Here is a 16,776-nt window from a genome sequence, read left to right as displayed (position 1 = left end):
CGCCAGTTCCGCCACCAGTTCCACCATTGCCTCCATCCCCACCACCGGTGCCACCACCACTTCCACCATTGCTGCCATCCCCACCGCCGGTTCCGCCACCAGTTCCACCATTGCCGCCATCCCCACCGCCAGTTCCGCCACCAGTGCCACCGTTACTGTCTCCCCCATCGATCGGGGGAATATTTGGAAATACCGGATTGTTCTGGTTTCTCGAATCGAGGAAGCAGTTGAAAGAACCATCCGCATTGAGGAGATCCAGTTTGTGAGTCCCGTTAAGGTCATCAAGTACTACAGGTGAGACACTCAGGTGCAACGACGCGCGGTTTGCATTCCAGCTATCGATTTCAGATACCCCGGGAGCAGAGAGGCGAAAATTACCCCCGGAACCTGGACTTGAAAGCCATAGTGATACCGAATTGTCAGCCGAACGCCCAAGAAACTCTAGATGCTGCCCCGGTTGCCTGTTCGGGCAATCCGCCGCCCATGCTGTTGGCAAGCAGATACTGGTAAGGCAGCCAATTCCCAAAATACGTGAAATCATTATGTCCTCCTGACACTACGTTATCTCACTGACATCCTTGCATGACTTTTAGCATTACCCACTAACAGGTCACTCGATGCCATGGGTAAAGGAACAAATCAATCTGACAAGTTCAAATCGCAGACTATTTTAGTATCCACACTGTTTCTGGTCTCCTGTAATAAAATTCGTTTAGCGCCTGAATCGCGATGATTGATTAAATCAAACCACTTTAAAACCCATAAAAAATGCCGCCCATCGGGCGGCACTTTTATTAGAGATAACGGGCTAACAGGAATTACCAGCCGGTCACTTCGCGCAGGGCCTTGCCGATATCGGCCAGGGAGCGGACGGTTTTCACGCCAGCATCTTCCAGCGCGGCAAACTTCTCGGCGGCAGTCCCCTTGCCACCGGAGATGATGGCGCCAGCGTGGCCCATCCGCTTGCCGGGAGGGGCAGTAACACCCGCGATATAGGAGACCACCGGCTTGGTGACGTGGGCCTTGATATAGGCTGCCGCGTCTTCCTCGGCGTTGCCGCCGATCTCGCCGATCATCACGATCGCTTCGGTCTGCGGGTCGTTCTGGAACATCTCCAAAATGTCGATAAAATTGGAGCCCGGGATGGGGTCGCCACCGATACCGACGCAGGTGGACTGGCCAAAGCCCTCGTCAGTGGTCTGCTTGACCGCTTCGTAGGTCAGGGTGCCGGAGCGGGAGACGATGCCCACCTTGCCCGGCTTGTGAATGTGGCCCGGCATGATGCCGATCTTGCATTCACCCGGGGTGATAACGCCCGGGCAGTTGGGGCCGATCATCCGCACGCCGGTCTCTTGCAGCTTCACTTTGACGTCCAGCATATCCAGAGTAGGGATGCCTTCGGTGATGGTGACGATGAGCTTGATGCCCGCGTCGATCGCTTCCAGGATGGCATCCTTGCAGAACGGCGCCGGCACATAGATGACGGAGGCGGTGGCGCCGGTCGCTTCGACCGCGTCACGGACGGTGTTGAACACCGGCAGGCCCAGATGGGTGGTGCCGCCCTTGCCCGGGGAGACGCCGCCCACCAGCTGGGTGCCGTAGGAGAGCGCCTGCTCGGAGTGGAAAGTACCCTGACCGCCGGTAAAGCCCTGGCAGATGACTCGGGTGTCCTTGTTGATCAGTACGCTCATCAGTTGGCCTCCGCTGCTTTGACGACTTGCTGCGCGGCATCGGTCAGACTCTTGGCCGCAATGATGTTGAGGCCGCTCTCGGCCAGCTTGATACCACCCAGCTCGGCGTTGTTGCCTTCCAGACGGACCACCACGGGCACCTTGACCCCCACTTCCTTGACCGCACCGATGATGCCTTCCGCGATCATGTCGCAGCGCACGATGCCGCCGAAGATGTTGACCAGCACCGCTTTGACGTTGCTGTCGGAGAGGATGATCTTGAACGCCTCGGTTACGCGTTCCTTGGTGGCGCCGCCGCCGACGTCAAGGAAGTTGGCCGGCTTGCCGCCGTGCAGGTTGACGATGTCCATGGTGCCCATGGCCAGACCCGCGCCGTTGACCATGCAGCCGATGTTGCCATCGAGGGCCACATAGTTGAGCTCCCACTGGGCGGCGTGCGCTTCGCGGGGGTCATCTTGTGACGGGTCGTGCATCTCGCGCAGCTTGGGCTGACGATACAGTGCGTTGGCGTCGATGTTGATCTTGCCATCCAGGCAGTGCAGGTTGCCCTGCGCGGTGATCACCAGCGGGTTGATCTCCAGCAGCGCGAAATCGCAATCCAGGAACATTTGGCCCAGACCCATGAAGATCTTGGTGAACTGTTTGATCTGATCGCCGACCAGACCCAGTTTGAAGGCCAGTTCGCGGGCCTGATAAGCCTGCGGACCCACCAGCGGATCGATGGCCGCCTTGTGGATCAGATGGGGGGTTTCGTGGGCGATCTTCTCGATATCCACGCCACCTTCGGTCGAGGCCATGAAGACCACGCGGCGAGAGCCACGGTCAACCACGGCGCCCAGGTAGAGCTCTTTGGCGATGTCGGTGCAAGATTCCACCAGGATCTTGGTGACCGGCTGGCCGTTGGCGTCGGTCTGGTAGGTCACCAGATTTTTGCCAAGCCAGTTTTGGGCAAAAGCACGGATCTCATCCTTGCTCTTGGCCACTTTCACGCCGCCCGCTTTACCGCGGCCACCGGCGTGTACCTGGCATTTGACGACCCAGGTATTGCCGCCAATCTTGTCGGCCGCTTCGGCCGCTTCTTGTGGGGTAGCACAGGCATAACCTTCGGAGACCGGCAGGCCATACTCGGCAAACAGCTGTTTTGCCTGATATTCATGCAGATTCATAGATGCTCTATCCGTGTTGTAGGTATTTCCGTCCGGGGCTGGTGTTTCTCAATCCCCTGTGAATGGGGGCCTGGGCGGCCCCTCGTTATCTTTCAATCGCTCGGGTATTACTCAAACGTCCAGCAGCACACTCAGCTCGGGGCGCAAACCCCTTGCCCGGGTGCCACAGGCTTAGACGTCCAGCAACAGACGGGTCGGGTCTTCCAGCAGCTCCTTGACGGAGACCAGGAAGCCTACCGATTCGCGTCCGTCGATGAGACGGTGATCGTAGGAGAGCGCCAGATACATCATCGGCAGGATCTCGACCTTGCCGTCAACGGCCATCGGGCGATCCTGGATCTTGTGCATGCCCAGAATGGCGCTCTGGGGCGGGTTGATGATCGGGGTGGACATCAGGGAGCCGAACACGCCACCGTTGGTGATGGTGAAGTTGCCGCCAGTCAGTTCATCCACGGTCAGCTTGCCGTCACGGCCCTTGCCCGCCAGATCCTTGATGGCCTTCTCGATGTCCGCCAGGCTCATGTTGTCGCAGTCGCGCAGCACCGGCGTCACCAGACCACGGGGGGTAGAGACGGCGATGCTGACGTCGAAGTAGTTGTGGTAAACCACGTCATCACCATCGAGCGCCGCGTTCACTTCCGGATAGCGCTTGAGGGACTCCACCACCGCCTTCACGTAGAAGGACATAAAGCCGAGCTTGATGCCGTGCTTCTTCTCGAAGATCTCGCCGTACTGCTTGCGCAGATCCATGATGGGCTTCATGTTGACCTCGTTGAAGGTGGTCAGCATGGCGGTGGTGTTTTTCGCTTCCAGCAGACGCTCGGCAATGCGCTTGCGCAGACGGGTCATCGGTACCCGCTTGTCGGTACGACCACCCAGCGGGGTAACCTTGGCTGCCGGGGCTGCAGTTGCGACCGGTGCGGCTGCCGCAGGCTGGCTCTTGGCCTTGATGAAGGCTTCCACATCATCCTTGGTGATGCGACCACCCTTGCCGGTACCGGTCAGCTTGGTCACGTCGATATCGTGCTCACCAATCAGGCGGCGCACCGAGGGGCTCAAGCCATCGGCACCATCATCGGCCACCGCTTCAGCGGGTTTCTCTTTGGTCTCTTCACCGGCCACCGGGGCGGCGGTGAGGATGGCAATCAGTTGACGGGACAACACGGTCGCCCCTTCCCCTTGCAGAATATCCCCCAGCACACCGGCTTGCGGTGCCGGCACTTCCAGCACCACCTTGTCGGTCTCGATGTCGACCAGCACTTCGTCACGGGCGACCAGATCGCCCGGTTTTTTGTGCCAGGTGGCGATAGTGGCATCGGCCACTGATTCCGGCAGATCCGGTACCTTGATTTCGATAGTCATCCAATCAGTTCCTTTTTACTTCTATGCCAGAGGCTTTACAGGGTAAGGGCATCTTCCACCAAGGCTTTTTGCTGCTTGGCGTGGACAGACATGTAACCGACGGCCGGTGAGGCTGACGCGGGGCGACCGGCATAACGCAGGGTGGCTCCGGCTGGCAGCACGCCATCGTAGTGGTGACGGGTGCAGTACCAGGCGCCCTGGTTCTGCGGCTCTTCCTGACACCAGACAAAGTCGGTGACATGGCTGTAATCAGCCAGAATGGCGCGCACTTCCTCTTCCGGGAAGGGGTAGAGCTGCTCAATTCGTACCAGTGCCACATCTTGCTGCTCGGCCTTGCGACGGGCATCGAGCAGGTCGTAGTAGACCTTGCCAGAGCAGAAGACCACGCGCTTGACCGCTTTCGGATCCAGCGCATCGATCTCGCCGATGGCGTTCTGGAAGGTTCCTTCCGCCAGCTCTTCAAGCTTGCTCACCGCCAGCGGGTGGCGCAGCAGGGATTTGGGCGTCATGACGATCAGCGGACGGCGCATCGGACGTACCACCTGACGACGCAGCATATGGAACACCTGCGCCGGGGTAGAGGGCACGCACACCTGCATGTTGTGTTGGGCACACATCTGCAGATAACGCTCCAGACGGGCGGAGGAGTGCTCCGGGCCCTGCCCCTCGTAACCGTGCGGCAGCAACATGGTCAGGCCGCACATCCGGCCCCACTTCTGCTCACCGGAGGAGAGGAACTGATCCACCACTACCTGGGCACAGTTGGCGAAATCGCCGAACTGGGCTTCCCAGATGGTGAGGCCAGCCGGCTCGGCGCTGGCGTAACCATATTCAAAGGCCAGTACCGCGTTCTCGGTCAGCACAGAGTCATACACCTCGAACGGGCCCTGCTCATCGTGCAGGTTGCACAGCGGGGTGTAGGTGCTGGCATCGGTCTGGCTGTGCAGCACGGCGTGGCGGTGGAAGAAGGTGCCACGGCCGGAGTCTTCACCGGTAAAGCGGATGCGGGACCCCTTGTCCACCAGGGTGGCGTAGGCCAGGGTCTCGGCAAAGCCCCAATCCACCAGCTTCTCGCCAGCGGCCATCAGACGGCGGTCTTCGTAAATCTTCTCGACCTGCCGCTGCAGCACGTGGGTCGCCGGATACTGGCTCACCCGCTCGCCGAGGCTCTTGAGGTGATCCATCGGCACGGCACTCTCATAGGCCATGTTCCAGTCGTGGCCCAGATACGGCGTCCAGTCGACGGAGTGCAGCTCCATCGGCCGCCACTCTTTGCTCACCCGCTCGCCGCGATCCAGCGCTTCACGATACTCGTTGACCAGTTCGGTCGCCCGCTCCTGAGCGAGGCTCCCCTCGGCCACCAGCTGATCGGCGTAGATCTTGCGCGGGGTCGGGTGCTGCTTGATCTTCTGGTACATCAGCGGCTGGGTCGCGCTCGGCTCGTCCGCTTCGTTGTGACCGTGACGACGATAGCAGACCAGTTCGATCACTACGTCGCGTTTGAAGGTGTTGCGGTAATCCAGAGCAATCTGGGTCACCAGCACCACGGCTTCCGGATCATCCCCGTTGACGTGCAGCACCGGCGCCTGCACCGCCTTGGCGATGTCGGTGCAATATTCGGTGGAACGCAGGTCACGGATATAGGAGGTGGTGAAACCGACCTGGTTGTTGATGACGATGCGCACCGTCCCGCCGACACCATAGGCGCGGGTCTGGGACATGTTGAAGGTCTCGGCCACCACGCCCTGACCGGCCATGGCCGAGTCACCGTGAATGGTGATGGGCAGCACACTGGAACCATCCTTGTCACCACGACGATCCATACGGGCACGGACCGAGCCGATGACCACAGGGTTGACAATCTCGAGGTGAGAGGGGTTGAACGCCAGCGCCAAGTGGACGTTGCCACCCGGGGTGGCGAAGTCGGAGGAGAAGCCCATGTGGTACTTCACATCACCGGTACCCCAGGATTCGCCATGCTTGCCGGCAAACTCGTCGAACAGATCCTGAGCGCGCTTGCCCAGCACGTTGATCAGCACGTTGAGGCGACCGCGGTGGGCCATACCGATAACGGCCTCTTTGCAGCCCTGCTCACCGGCGCGACGGATCAGCTCCTTGAGCATGGGGATCATGGCGTCGCCACCTTCCAGCGAGAAGCGCTTGGCTCCCGGGAACTTGGCGCCCAGATATTTCTCCAACCCTTCGGCGGCGGTCAGGCTCTCGAGGAAACGGGTCTTCTCTTCGAGGGTGTAACTCCCCTTCCCTTCAATGGATTCGAGACGCTGTTGCAGCCAGCGCTTCTCTTCCGTGGAGGTGAGGTGCATGTAGTCGGCGCCTATGCTGCCGCAATAGGTCTTCTTCAGCGAGGCGTAGAGGTCGGAGAGCACCATGGTCTCGCGACCGATGGCGTAGGAGCCCACATTGAAGGTGGCCTCCATATCTGCGCCCTGCAGGTTGTGGAACGCAGGATCCAGTTCGGCAACGGTTTCACGCTGCCACAGGCCCAGCGGGTCCAGATTGGCATTCTGGTGACCACGGAAACGGAAGGCGTTGATCAACTGCAATACCCGCACCTGCTTGGCATCCACTTGCGGATCGGAGACGGGGGCACTGTAGCGAGAGGGATCCTTGGCCAGACGACGGAAATAATCGCGGACCTGGGAGTGGGGTTGTTCAACCGCATGGCCATTGACCTGGGGCAGCTCGCTAAACAGGCTGCGCCACTCGTCGGACACGGAGTCAGGATTTTCCAGGAAGGATTCATACAAATCCTCGATATAGCTTGCATTCGCACCAGCCAGGTGAGATGACTCCAACCAGGCCTTCATCACGCCGTTATGCATTTCTATCCCTTGTACTTCTTGTTACTGCTGCGCAGCTTGTAGGGGTCAAATAGCCATCCTGCCACGGGTGGGATGGCTATCCAGAGGTCGGGCCAGCACCTGGCCGGCCCTGATACTAAACAGCCCGATTGAGCAACATCGACTTGATCTGGCCAATCGCCTTGGTCGGGTTCAAGCCTTTCGGACAGACGTTCACGCAGTTCATGATGCCATGGCAGCGGAACACGCTGAAGGCGTCGTCCAGATTCCCCAATCGTTCGGTGGTCGCGGTGTCGCGGCTGTCAGCCAGCCAGCGGTAGGCGGCGAGCAGCCCGGCCGGACCGATGAACTTGTCGGGATTCCACCAGAAGGAGGGGCACGAAGTAGAGCAGCAGGCACAGAGAATGCACTCGTACAGGCCGTCAAGCTTGGCGCGCTCTTCGGGGGATTGCAGGTGCTCACGCACCGGCGGCAACTTGTCATCATTGATGAGGAAGGGTTTGACCTTCTCCCACTGGGTGTAGAACTGGGTCATGTCGATCACCAGATCACGGATCACCGGCAGGCCGGGCAAGGGGCGGATAACGACGTTATTGCCCTTCTTCAGCAGGTCGGAGAGCGGGGTGATACAGGCAAGACCGTTCTTGCCATTCATGTTGAGACCGTCTGATCCACAGACCCCTTCGCGGCAAGAGCGGCGGAAGGCGAGCGTGGGATCCAGCTCTTTCAACTGGATCAGTGCGTCGAGCACCATCATGTCGGAACCTTCAGGAATATCAAGACGATATTCCTTCATATGGGGGACGTTATCAACATCCGGATTGTATCTGTAGACAGAGAATGTGACGTTCATAGGGCTGGCTCCGCAATCAGTAAGTCCGGACCTTGGGCGGGAACGCCTCACGGGTCTTGGGTGACATGTTGACAGCGCGACGGGTCATGGACTCGGTGTCCGGATGATAGAGGCTGTGGCACAGCCAGTTCTCATCGTCGCGATCCGGGAAGTCGAAGCGGCAGTGAGCACCGCGACTCTCGGTACGGAAGTTGGCGGCAACCGCCGTGGCAAACGCCGTCTCCATCAGGTTGTCCAGCTCCAGGCACTCGATGCGCTGGGTGTTGAACTCTTTGGAGGTGTCATCCAGACGGGCTGACTTGAGGCGTTCGCGGATAACCTTGAGCTCGGCCAACCCTTCTGCCATCGCCGCACCTTCGCGGAATACGGAGAAGTTGTTCTGCATGCAGCGCTGCAGGTCTTTGCGGATCTGCACCGGGTCTTCACCGTCACGGCAATTTTCCCAGCGGTTGAAGCGGGCCAGTGCGGCATCCAGATCCGACTCGGAAGCATCACGACCGTGATCCATCTCGCCCAGGGTGTTGACCAGATGCATGCCGGCAGCGCGGCCGAAGACCACCAGATCCAGCAGGGAGTTGCCACCCAGACGGTTGGCACCGTGTACGGAGACGCAGGCAATCTCGCCCACCGCAAACAGACCGACCACCGGTACATCGTTGCCGTTCTTGTCCTGAGTCAGGCATTGGCCATTCACGTTGGTCGGTACGCCGCCCATCATGTAGTGGCAGGTCGGGATGATCGGGATCGGCTCTTTGACCGGATCCACGTGGGCGAAGGTGCGAGAGAGCTCGCAGATCCCCGGCAGACGGGATTCCAGCACCTCTTTGCCGAGGTGATCCAGCTTGAGCTTGATGTGCGGGCCCCAGGGACCGTCGCAGCCACGGCCTTCACGGATCTCGATCATGATGGAGCGGGCCACCACGTCGCGACCGGCCAAGTCCTTGGCGTTTGGCGCGTAACGCTCCATGAAGCGCTCGCCATCTTTATTGAGCAGATAGCCACCTTCACCACGGCAGCCTTCGGTTACCAGCACCCCAGCCCCGGCGATACCGGTCGGGTGGAACTGCCACATTTCCATGTCCTGCACGCCGACGCCGGCACGCAGCGCCATACCGACACCGTCACCTGTATTGATGTGGGCATTGGTGGTGGACTGGTAGATACGACCGGCACCGCCGGTGGCCAGCACGGTGGCCTTGGCCTTGAAGTAGACCACTTCACCGCTCTCCATATCGATGGCGGTACAACCCACCACGTGGCCATCCTGGTTCTTCACCAGATCCAGCGCATACCACTCGGAGAAGACGGTGGTCTTGTTCTTGACGTTTTGTTGGTAAAGGGTGTGCAGCAGGGCGTGACCGGTACGGTCGGCGGCAGCTGCGGTACGAGCAGCCTGCTCGCCACCGAAATTCTTGGACTGACCACCAAACGGACGCTGGTAGACAGACCCGTTATCGAAACGGGAGAAGGGGAGCCCCATGTTCTCCAGCTCATAGATGGCTTCGGGACCGGTTTTGCACATGTACTCGATGGCTTCCTGATCACCGATGTAATCGGAACCTTTTACCGTGTCATACATATGCCACTGCCAGTTGTCGTCGTGGGCATTGCCCAGCGCAACCGTGATCCCGCCCTGAGCGGAAACAGTGTGAGAACGGGTTGGAAAAACCTTGGACAACAGAGCGCAGCTCTTGCCGGACTGGGCAATCTGCAGCGCGGCGCGCATACCGGCACCACCGGCACCAATCACTACCGCATCAAATTCACGAGTTGGAATAGTCACCTTACACACCCCACAGCACGACGAAACCCGTCATCAGATAGACAAACAGCACCACGACCAGGGCAAATTGCAGCGCCCCGCGCAGCCCTACCGGCTTGATATAGTCAGTCAGCACCTGCCACAGACCAATCCAGGCGTGGATCAGTACGCAGAGCAGGGTCAACAGGGTGAATACCTTGGTGAATGTTTTGGCGAAGAAGCCTGCCCACACCTCGTAGGTGATGTCGTTGAACGCGACAAAGCCCACCAGATAGAGGACATAACAGGTCATGATGAGGGCGGTGGCACGGATCAGGATGTAATCGTGAACGCCGCTGCGCCCGAAGGTTGCAGAATTGGTTACCATACAAGCACTCCCGCCAATACAGCCAGGATCGCGGTGATCACGAAGGCCGCGCGGGCGCTCTGATTGCCGGATTCCAGCTCTTCCCAATAGCCCATATCCATGACCAGATGACGCAAGCCGCCCACAATGTGGTATGCCAGCGCAGTCAGGATCCCCCACAGCACGAGTTTGACCAGGAAGTTGTCCATGATGGCAACCACGGTTGCAAACCCTTCGGGAGAGGCGAGTGAAGTACCAAGCATCCACAGCAAGATGCCCAGTGCAACAAAGGTAATGACCCCTGAAACACGGTGCAGGATGGATGCAATGGCAGTGACAGGAAAGCTGATCGTCTGTAGGTCGAGGTTGACCGGTCTCTGTTTGTTTTTCACGCTTGCCCACTCAGCTCCATTGAGCACGTTAGTTATTGTTTTAACTCACACTTGAGGGCACGGAATGGTGATTGTTGGTTTTTTGTTACCAAAACACTCTGAAAAAGCCAAAACGCGAGTTTTCGGTTTCACATCAGGCTTTGCCAAAGCGTTTCAAACACCCGCAGCCATGACCCACGTGGCGCAGTATATCGGCGGCCTTAACCGAAGACAATCAATTAGCTACAAAGAAAACACAAAACCGCAAACTCGATCGCATATTTAATTTAACATTTCATTAATGCCATTAATGGGGTTCCAGCAAAATTGACATTGATAAGGAACTCTGTTTCAAATAAGGCGCTCCAGCCACTTCGGTATGGGTAACAACCTTTGCCAGCGTCATAAAAGTCGTAATAGAGTAGGACTGGAACCAAATTATAAAGAGCAAAGGAGACGTGCTATGGCTGATAAGATAGCCACCCTACACCTGCCCGGAAAAGATCCGGTCGAACTGCCGATCCTCTCCGGCACCATCGGCCCGGATGTCATCGATGTCAGAAAATTGGGATCACAGGGGTATTTCACCTTTGACCCCGGTTTTATGGCCACCGGTTCTTGCAAATCTGCCATTACCTACATTGACGGGGATCAGGGTGTCTTGCTGCACCGTGGTTACCCCATCGCCCAGTTGGCCACCCAGGCCACCTATCTGGAAGTCTGCTATATCCTGCTGTACGGCGAAGCGCCGACCAAGGCCCAATATGCCGAATTCGAACGCCTGGTCACTCGCCACACCATGGTGCACGAGCAGATAGCCTTCTTCTTCCGCGGCTTCCGTCGTGACTCCCACCCCATGGCCATCATGTGCGGTGTGGTCAGCGCCCTCTCCGCCTTCTATCACGATGCCCTCGACATCAACAACGAGCAGCATCGCGAGATCTGTGCCTTCCGTCTGCTCTCCAAGATGCCGACTCTGGCAGCCATGTGTTACAAGTACTCCATCGGCCAGCCGTTCATGCAGCCGCGTAACGCCCTCTCCTATGCTGGTAACTTCCTGCACATGATGTTTGGCGTGCCGACCGAAGAGTACAAGGTCAATCCCATCGTTGAACGCGCCATGGATCGTATCTTTACCCTCCATGCGGATCACGAGCAGAACGCCTCCACCTCCACCGTTCGTCTGGCTGGATCCTCCGGTGCCAACCCGTTCGCCTGTATCGCCGCGGGGATCGCCTCCCTGTGGGGACCGGCCCACGGTGGTGCCAACGAAGCCTGCCTGCGCATGCTGGAAGAGATCGGCTCGGTGGATCGCATCCCCGAGTACATCGCCAAGGCCAAGGACAAGAATGATCCGTTCCGTCTGATGGGCTTCGGTCACCGCGTCTACAAGAACCACGACCCCCGTGCCACTGTGATGCGCGAAACCTGCCACGAAGTACTGACCGAGCTGCAGATCAAGGATCCGCTGCTGGACGTCGCCATGGAGCTGGAGCGTATTGCGCTCTCCGACCCCTACTTCGTCGAGAAGAAACTCTACCCGAACGTGGACTTCTACTCCGGCATCATCATGAAGGCGATCGGCATCCCGATGAGCATGTTCACCGTGATCTTCGCCATCTCCCGCACCATCGGCTGGATTGCCCACTGGAACGAGTTCCACTCAGACCCGGACAGCAAGATTGGTCGCCCACGCCAGCTCTACGTAGGCCACCCGCTGCGCGAGTTCACTCCACTCGAGCAGCGCTAACCACTGCGCTGATATGGTTTGTTACAAAGGCGGTCATTGACCGCCTTTTTGTTTGCCGCTCTAATGCCCCCTTTCGCGTTAAGGAGTCCATTATGAAACCACTGTTTATCAGCGCAGCCTTGCTGCTGACCGCCTGCCAGAGCGCCCCCGCCTCGTCACAGGGGGAGACCCTCTATATCAACAGCCAGCTGGTCGATTGCGTCGGGGTTGGCCCAATGCAGTGCATGCAGGTTCGCAGTGATGAGCAGCAGCCCTGGACGCTGTTCTACCAGAATATTGAAGGTTTCCAGTTCGAGCCGGGTTACCGCTACCAGCTCACTGTCAGCAAGGAGCAGCTCACCGATGTGCCGGCCGATGCCCCCTCCGTGCGCTATCAGCTGATCAAGGTAGTGAACAAGGTCGCCAGCAAGTAACAAACACGATCAAAAAACGGGGGATGCCTGATGCCATCCCCCGTTGGTTTATGGGTACTGCGCCTCATCAGGCACGATCAGGTCGGTGCCAGCGCCATATGCAGCAACGGATAGGGCTTGCCCTGACCATCCAGCGGCGAACGACCCGTCACGGTGAATCCCATCTTCAGATAGAAGCCCACCGCCTGTTCGTTCTGCTCGTTGACGTCAACCCGCGTCGCGCCGCCCTGCGTGATGGCATGCGCCACCAGCAAACGCCCCACGCCACTACCGCGCGCCTCGGGTGCCACAAACAGCATCTCCAGCTTGCCCTCGTACACTCCGCTAAAACCCGTAATCTGCCCCTCTTCTGTGCGGGCACTGTGCAGTGTCACCGCATCGAAGTAGTGCTCCAGAATAAGCGGTTTAAGAGCCAGGATCTCGGCCTCGGGCAGGAAGTGGTGGGTCGCCCGAACAGAGGCCTCCCACAGATCGATCAGGGCCGGATAATCGACCCGGGATACCGGAACAATCGTCATGAAATGACTCGATATGATAACCAGCGGGAAGAGACACCTTCCCGCTGGCAACGGTGATTAGCGCACCTGCACCGTCTGCAGCAGCACCGACATATCAGCGCCAAAGTTGCGGCTGCGGATCGCCTCGCGAATATCCGCTTCGCTATAACGGCTGCCCGGATAGACCACCACGCAGGAAGTGTCGCCCGGTTTGAGGAAGTGGGTCTCGCCAAACGGGGTATAGCGGGTGGCACCGATACTGATGAGCGCATGGGGAGGATGTCCCGCCTGCGCCAGCAGTCCCTGAATGTGCTCCGCCGGCCCCTCATCCTGCTGATGATTGAACTTGTCGATGGCCCAGTCGAGCAGCTTGCCGTGGAAGTAGCTGTAGTCGATGGCGGCGCTGTCTACCCCGTAAGCGTGCAGCTCGCCATCGCGCTCCAGATAGCAAGCGATGCGATAGTCATCGAGCTCGCAACCGGCGGCAAAACCGGAAAGCGGCAGCAGGTTGGCCGCCAACCCCTTGCTCTCTTCGCCCCAGTTCTTCTTCTCGCTGATCTTCTTGGCGTTGGGACGACGGATGGAGCAGTCGTTATAGGCGCCAAAGGCACGGGGATGGATCGCCACCACCTGCTTGCCGGCATACTCCAGCTCGCACCAGAGCGCCACTTCCGGCTCAATCTGCACCTTCTCGTCACCGCTGACCGCCGCTTCCGGCAGAAAGATCGCCTTGTCGCTCAACGGGAATACCCCGAGCTGACCCGGATGGCCCGGCACGAAGAAGGGGAACAGCGCCTTGGGCGCCGTGGTGTCACGCACCACTACCGCTACGAAGTCCGATGCTTCACCCGCCTGCTCTAGGTGACCGGCGAAATTGCCCGCGACCCCGAGTCCGATAAACTTGCTCTCTGCTGCTATCTGCATCTTGCTCACCTGCATCTTGCCCACGCAAGGTAGCAGGCTCGTCGCCTACTACCGCTAAAGTGGCAAGATTAAACCACAAGGGCCCCGCCTTCGCCCAGTCCGGCCCTGTCGTGATGTGCGCCAGTCCGCTTTTTTAGGGTTGAAAAGTCTGTGGCGAACCAGCCATTGCGCACTCATTCAGCTACGCGGTCACCGCGCTGGAAACAGTGCGTTTCCGGCATCTCCCCTCTTTCTCCTTGGGACTCAACTTCATCTTTGTTAGGCTGCCGGCATGCAAAACAACTGTGCGCTTGAGTGCGCCAGTGCTCATCACGGCAACCCCATTGGAGAGAAAACAGATGATCGACAAACTCGCCTGGCTCACCTTTAAAGATCAGCAACTGCTCTGCGCCCGCTCCCACGGCAAGGGCATCTATTACATCCCGGGCGGCAAGCGGGAACCGGGCGAGAGCGACGAGGCGGCGCTGATCCGCGAGATTGAGGAGGAGCTGGCTGTCACCCTGCAACCCGACACCCTGCGCTTTGCCTGCGAATTCAACGCCCAGGCCGATGGCAAACCGGCAGGTGTCGAGGTGAGACTGCGCTGCTACACCGGCGAAGCGAGCGGCACCCCAATCGCCTCGGCCGAAATTGCCGAGCTGCGCTGGCTCGATAGCTCTCACCTCGATGAGCTCTCCCCCGTCTCCCGCCTGCTGTTTACCTGGCTGGTTGAGCAGGAGCTGATCCGCTGACTAGCCGTACTCGCGGCGAGCATAAGTACCTACCGCATATGAACCAACGGTGGCAATCAGCCACATAACATCGCAACGACAAGGATGTCAGATGGATATTGTGGAAGTTAATAGCGCAGCGACCTACCAAAGCGCGCTCATCGCCCTGCTGCAAGATTGTGTCGATAGCGGCGCCTCGGTCGGTTTTTTACCGCCGCTGACCACGGAGGAATCTACCCGCTACTGGCAAGGAGTTGAAGCGGATCTGGCGGCAGGTCACCGCAAGCTGTGGCTTGCCCTTGAGCAACCACAGATTGTGGGAGCGGTTCAGCTCGCGCTCTGTGGCAAGGCCAACGGTCGCCACCGGGCCGAAGTGGAAAAATTGATGGTACTGCAAACGGCGAGAGGTAAAGGTGTCGGTCGTGCGCTGATGCTAGCAATGGAACAAGGCGCCCATGCCGCGGGCCGTTCGCTGCTGGTGCTGGATACTCGCGCCGGTGATGTGGCCTCCCACCTTTATCATCAACTCGGCTATCTGGAGGCGGGCCAGATCCCGATCTTTGCGCGCAACGCAGATGGCACTCTTGCTGCGACCGTCATCTTCTATAAACCGCTCTGACCATCCCCTATCTCTTATCCACATACAGCAGGGCCGCACCAAGCGGCCTTGCTTGTTGCCCGCGTGACTGTTTGTTGCAGCAATTTGGCTTGCGACGGATTGCCACGATACGGCCAGTGCTCCTGTATGCCTCAACACCGCCAATCGCCGCCCCAAAATACAGCCAAACAAATAGAAAGATTAATTAATGATTAAAACGCCCCCCTTTTCTTCTTCATCTATTGCCTCATCAGGCGTATCGTAAGAGACCCATTTGATAATCAATTTTATGTTATTCACTGCCTTGAGGAATAATGGATGCCCACTTTGCCCCGTACAGTTACCTCCCCCAAAAAGTTCATCATCGGTCAACACCTTCTCCCGCAACTCCATGAGCACGTTAAAGATTTTGGTGACTATGCGTTGCTCATCAGCGATGAGTTCATTCTGGAGCGGGTACGGGAAGAAGCTTTGGCGGGGCTCCTGCAGGCAGGTCTCAGGGGAGTGGTCGACAAGTTTCGCTACGAATGCACCGAACAGGAGATCCACCGCCTGACCCACCTTGCAGAGCAATATGGTGCGAACGTGATTGTCGGGATCGGCGGCGGCAAGACGCTGGATGTCGCCAAGGCCGTGGCCTTCTATCTGCGCCGTCCGGTTGTGCTGTTCCCGACGATTGCCTCCACGGATGCCCCCTGTACGGCGCTGGCAGTGATCTACAACCAGGCGGGTGAATTTGAACGCTATCTGTTCCTGCCGCAAAATCCGGACGTGGTGCTGGCTGACACGGCCATCATTGCCGCCGCCCCTCCCCGCTTCTTTTCCGCAGGCGTCGGCGATGCCCTGGCCACCTATTTCGAGGCGCGCGCCTGCTATCGGGCGGACGGGCTCAATCTGGTCGGCAAGCGCCCTTCACGCACTGGCCTTGGTCTGGCACAGCTCTGTTACGAGCTGCTTGGTGAAAACATCGAGCTGGCCATGGATGCGATACGCCACCATGTCTCGACTCCGGCGCTTGAGCAGGTTATCGAGGCCACCATCTACCTCAGCGGGGTCGGCGCAGAAGCCGGTGGACTGGCCGCCGCTCATGCCGTCAACAACGGCATGTCACTGATCGCGGAGCTCCATCGCGCCCAGCATGGCGAGAAGGTAGTCTTCGGCCTGCTGACCCAACTTGTGCTTGAGCGCGCCCCGCAACATGAACTTGATGAGGTGTTTCGCATCATCGACTGTGCAGGTCTGCCCATGACGCTGCAAGAGCTGGGGCTCACCCACTTTGATGAAAGCGAGTGGCGCAAGGTGGCGCAGCTGGCCTGCGATCCCCTCGATACCATGGGCAACATGCCGATGACAGTGAGTGAACAGGATGTCTACGCCGCCATGGTAGCGGCCAATGCCATGGCTGAGCGTTATCGCCTCCGCCATCCCCGCGCCTGATTGCTTGCCGCACTAAACAGGCAAACAGTAAAAAGGCTTGCCCATTGGCAAGCCTTTTTCATTTGCATGTCCCG

The 16,776-nt window shown here is 58.8% G+C and carries 15 protein-coding genes; 5 read left to right on the top strand and 10 right to left on the bottom strand.

Going from position 1 to position 16,776, the window contains the following annotated elements; genetic code table 11:
* Positions 1-818 precede the first annotated feature (818 nt).
* From sucD to sdhC, 8 genes are all read right to left on the bottom strand, one after another.
* Complete coding sequence (gene sucD, locus AACT07_RS21340) at positions 819-1,691, bottom strand: succinate--CoA ligase subunit alpha (protein ID WP_005333542.1); 873 nt, start codon at positions 1,689-1,691, stop codon at positions 819-821.
* Positions 1,691-2,857 carry an ADP-forming succinate--CoA ligase subunit beta gene (gene sucC, locus AACT07_RS21335; RefSeq protein ID WP_005361097.1) on the bottom strand — a complete coding sequence of 389 codons (1,167 nt, stop codon included), beginning with the start codon at positions 2,855-2,857 and terminating at the stop codon, positions 1,691-1,693. Before sucC ends, sucD begins: the two co-directional genes overlap by 1 nt.
* A gap of 171 nt (positions 2,858-3,028) precedes the next feature.
* Positions 3,029-4,219 carry a 2-oxoglutarate dehydrogenase complex dihydrolipoyllysine-residue succinyltransferase gene (gene odhB / locus AACT07_RS21330; RefSeq protein WP_069529939.1) on the bottom strand — a complete coding sequence of 397 codons (1,191 nt, stop codon included), beginning with the start codon at positions 4,217-4,219 and terminating at the stop codon, positions 3,029-3,031.
* Between the two features lie 35 nt (positions 4,220-4,254).
* Positions 4,255-7,062, bottom strand: coding sequence for a 2-oxoglutarate dehydrogenase E1 component (gene sucA, locus AACT07_RS21325; protein ID WP_005333548.1), 2,808 nt, complete (start codon positions 7,060-7,062; stop codon positions 4,255-4,257).
* Positions 7,063-7,177: 115 nt separating this feature from the next.
* Positions 7,178-7,894 (bottom strand): succinate dehydrogenase iron-sulfur subunit, encoded by a 717-nt coding sequence (locus AACT07_RS21320; RefSeq protein WP_005333549.1) that lies wholly within the window; start codon positions 7,892-7,894, stop codon positions 7,178-7,180.
* Between the two features lie 16 nt (positions 7,895-7,910).
* Entirely contained in the window at positions 7,911-9,677 is a 1,767-nt protein-coding gene (sdhA, locus tag AACT07_RS21315) for a succinate dehydrogenase flavoprotein subunit (protein ID WP_040066317.1), read from the bottom strand.
* 1 nt (position 9,678) lies between these two features.
* Positions 9,679-10,023 carry a succinate dehydrogenase, hydrophobic membrane anchor protein gene (gene sdhD / locus AACT07_RS21310; protein ID WP_005333558.1) on the bottom strand — a complete coding sequence of 115 codons (345 nt, stop codon included), beginning with the start codon at positions 10,021-10,023 and terminating at the stop codon, positions 9,679-9,681.
* Complete coding sequence (gene sdhC, locus AACT07_RS21305; protein ID WP_083250029.1) at positions 10,017-10,394, bottom strand: succinate dehydrogenase cytochrome b556 subunit; 378 nt, start codon at positions 10,392-10,394, stop codon at positions 10,017-10,019. The genes sdhD and sdhC overlap by 7 nt, the downstream gene beginning before the upstream one ends.
* 442 nt (positions 10,395-10,836) lie before the next feature.
* Between sdhC and AACT07_RS21300 the strand changes: the two genes are divergently transcribed.
* Positions 10,837-12,123, top strand: coding sequence for a citrate synthase (locus tag AACT07_RS21300; RefSeq protein WP_005333572.1), 1,287 nt, complete (start codon positions 10,837-10,839; stop codon positions 12,121-12,123).
* Between the two features lie 92 nt (positions 12,124-12,215).
* Positions 12,216-12,536: a DUF4377 domain-containing protein gene (locus AACT07_RS21295; RefSeq protein WP_019446103.1), complete on the top strand. Its 321-nt coding sequence runs from the start codon at positions 12,216-12,218 to the stop codon at positions 12,534-12,536.
* 77 nt (positions 12,537-12,613) lie between these two features.
* Here the strand turns inward: AACT07_RS21295 and AACT07_RS21290 are convergent, their stop codons facing one another.
* Positions 12,614-13,054 (bottom strand): acetyltransferase, encoded by a 441-nt coding sequence (locus AACT07_RS21290; protein WP_005333576.1) that lies wholly within the window; start codon positions 13,052-13,054, stop codon positions 12,614-12,616.
* A gap of 57 nt (positions 13,055-13,111) precedes the next feature.
* The gene (locus tag AACT07_RS21285; RefSeq protein WP_005333578.1) at positions 13,112-13,957 is read right to left on the bottom strand and encodes a DUF5718 family protein; all 846 of its coding nucleotides are present in this window, start codon (positions 13,955-13,957) and stop codon (positions 13,112-13,114) included.
* A gap of 338 nt (positions 13,958-14,295) precedes the next feature.
* Here AACT07_RS21285 and AACT07_RS21280 point away from each other — a divergent pair, with 338 nt between their 5' ends.
* The 3 genes from AACT07_RS21280 (at position 14,296) to AACT07_RS21270 (ending at position 16,702) form a co-directional block, all read left to right on the top strand.
* Complete coding sequence (locus tag AACT07_RS21280) at positions 14,296-14,688, top strand: NUDIX hydrolase (RefSeq protein ID WP_069529935.1); 393 nt, start codon at positions 14,296-14,298, stop codon at positions 14,686-14,688.
* Positions 14,689-14,779: 91 nt separating this feature from the next.
* Positions 14,780-15,286: a GNAT family N-acetyltransferase gene (locus AACT07_RS21275; RefSeq protein ID WP_069529934.1), complete on the top strand. Its 507-nt coding sequence runs from the start codon at positions 14,780-14,782 to the stop codon at positions 15,284-15,286.
* Between the two features lie 297 nt (positions 15,287-15,583).
* A complete protein-coding gene (locus AACT07_RS21270; protein ID WP_069529933.1) occupies positions 15,584-16,702 on the top strand; it encodes a glycerol dehydrogenase in 1,119 nt (372 codons plus the stop codon).
* The last annotated feature ends 74 nt before the right edge of the window (positions 16,703-16,776 follow it).

The organism is Aeromonas sp. ANP5 (assembly GCF_963870295.1).
Lineage (GTDB): Bacteria > Pseudomonadota > Gammaproteobacteria > Enterobacterales > Aeromonadaceae > Aeromonas > Aeromonas veronii.
The sequence above is the reverse complement of the archived record's forward strand: the minus strand, read 5'-3'. Positions and strand labels throughout refer to the sequence as shown.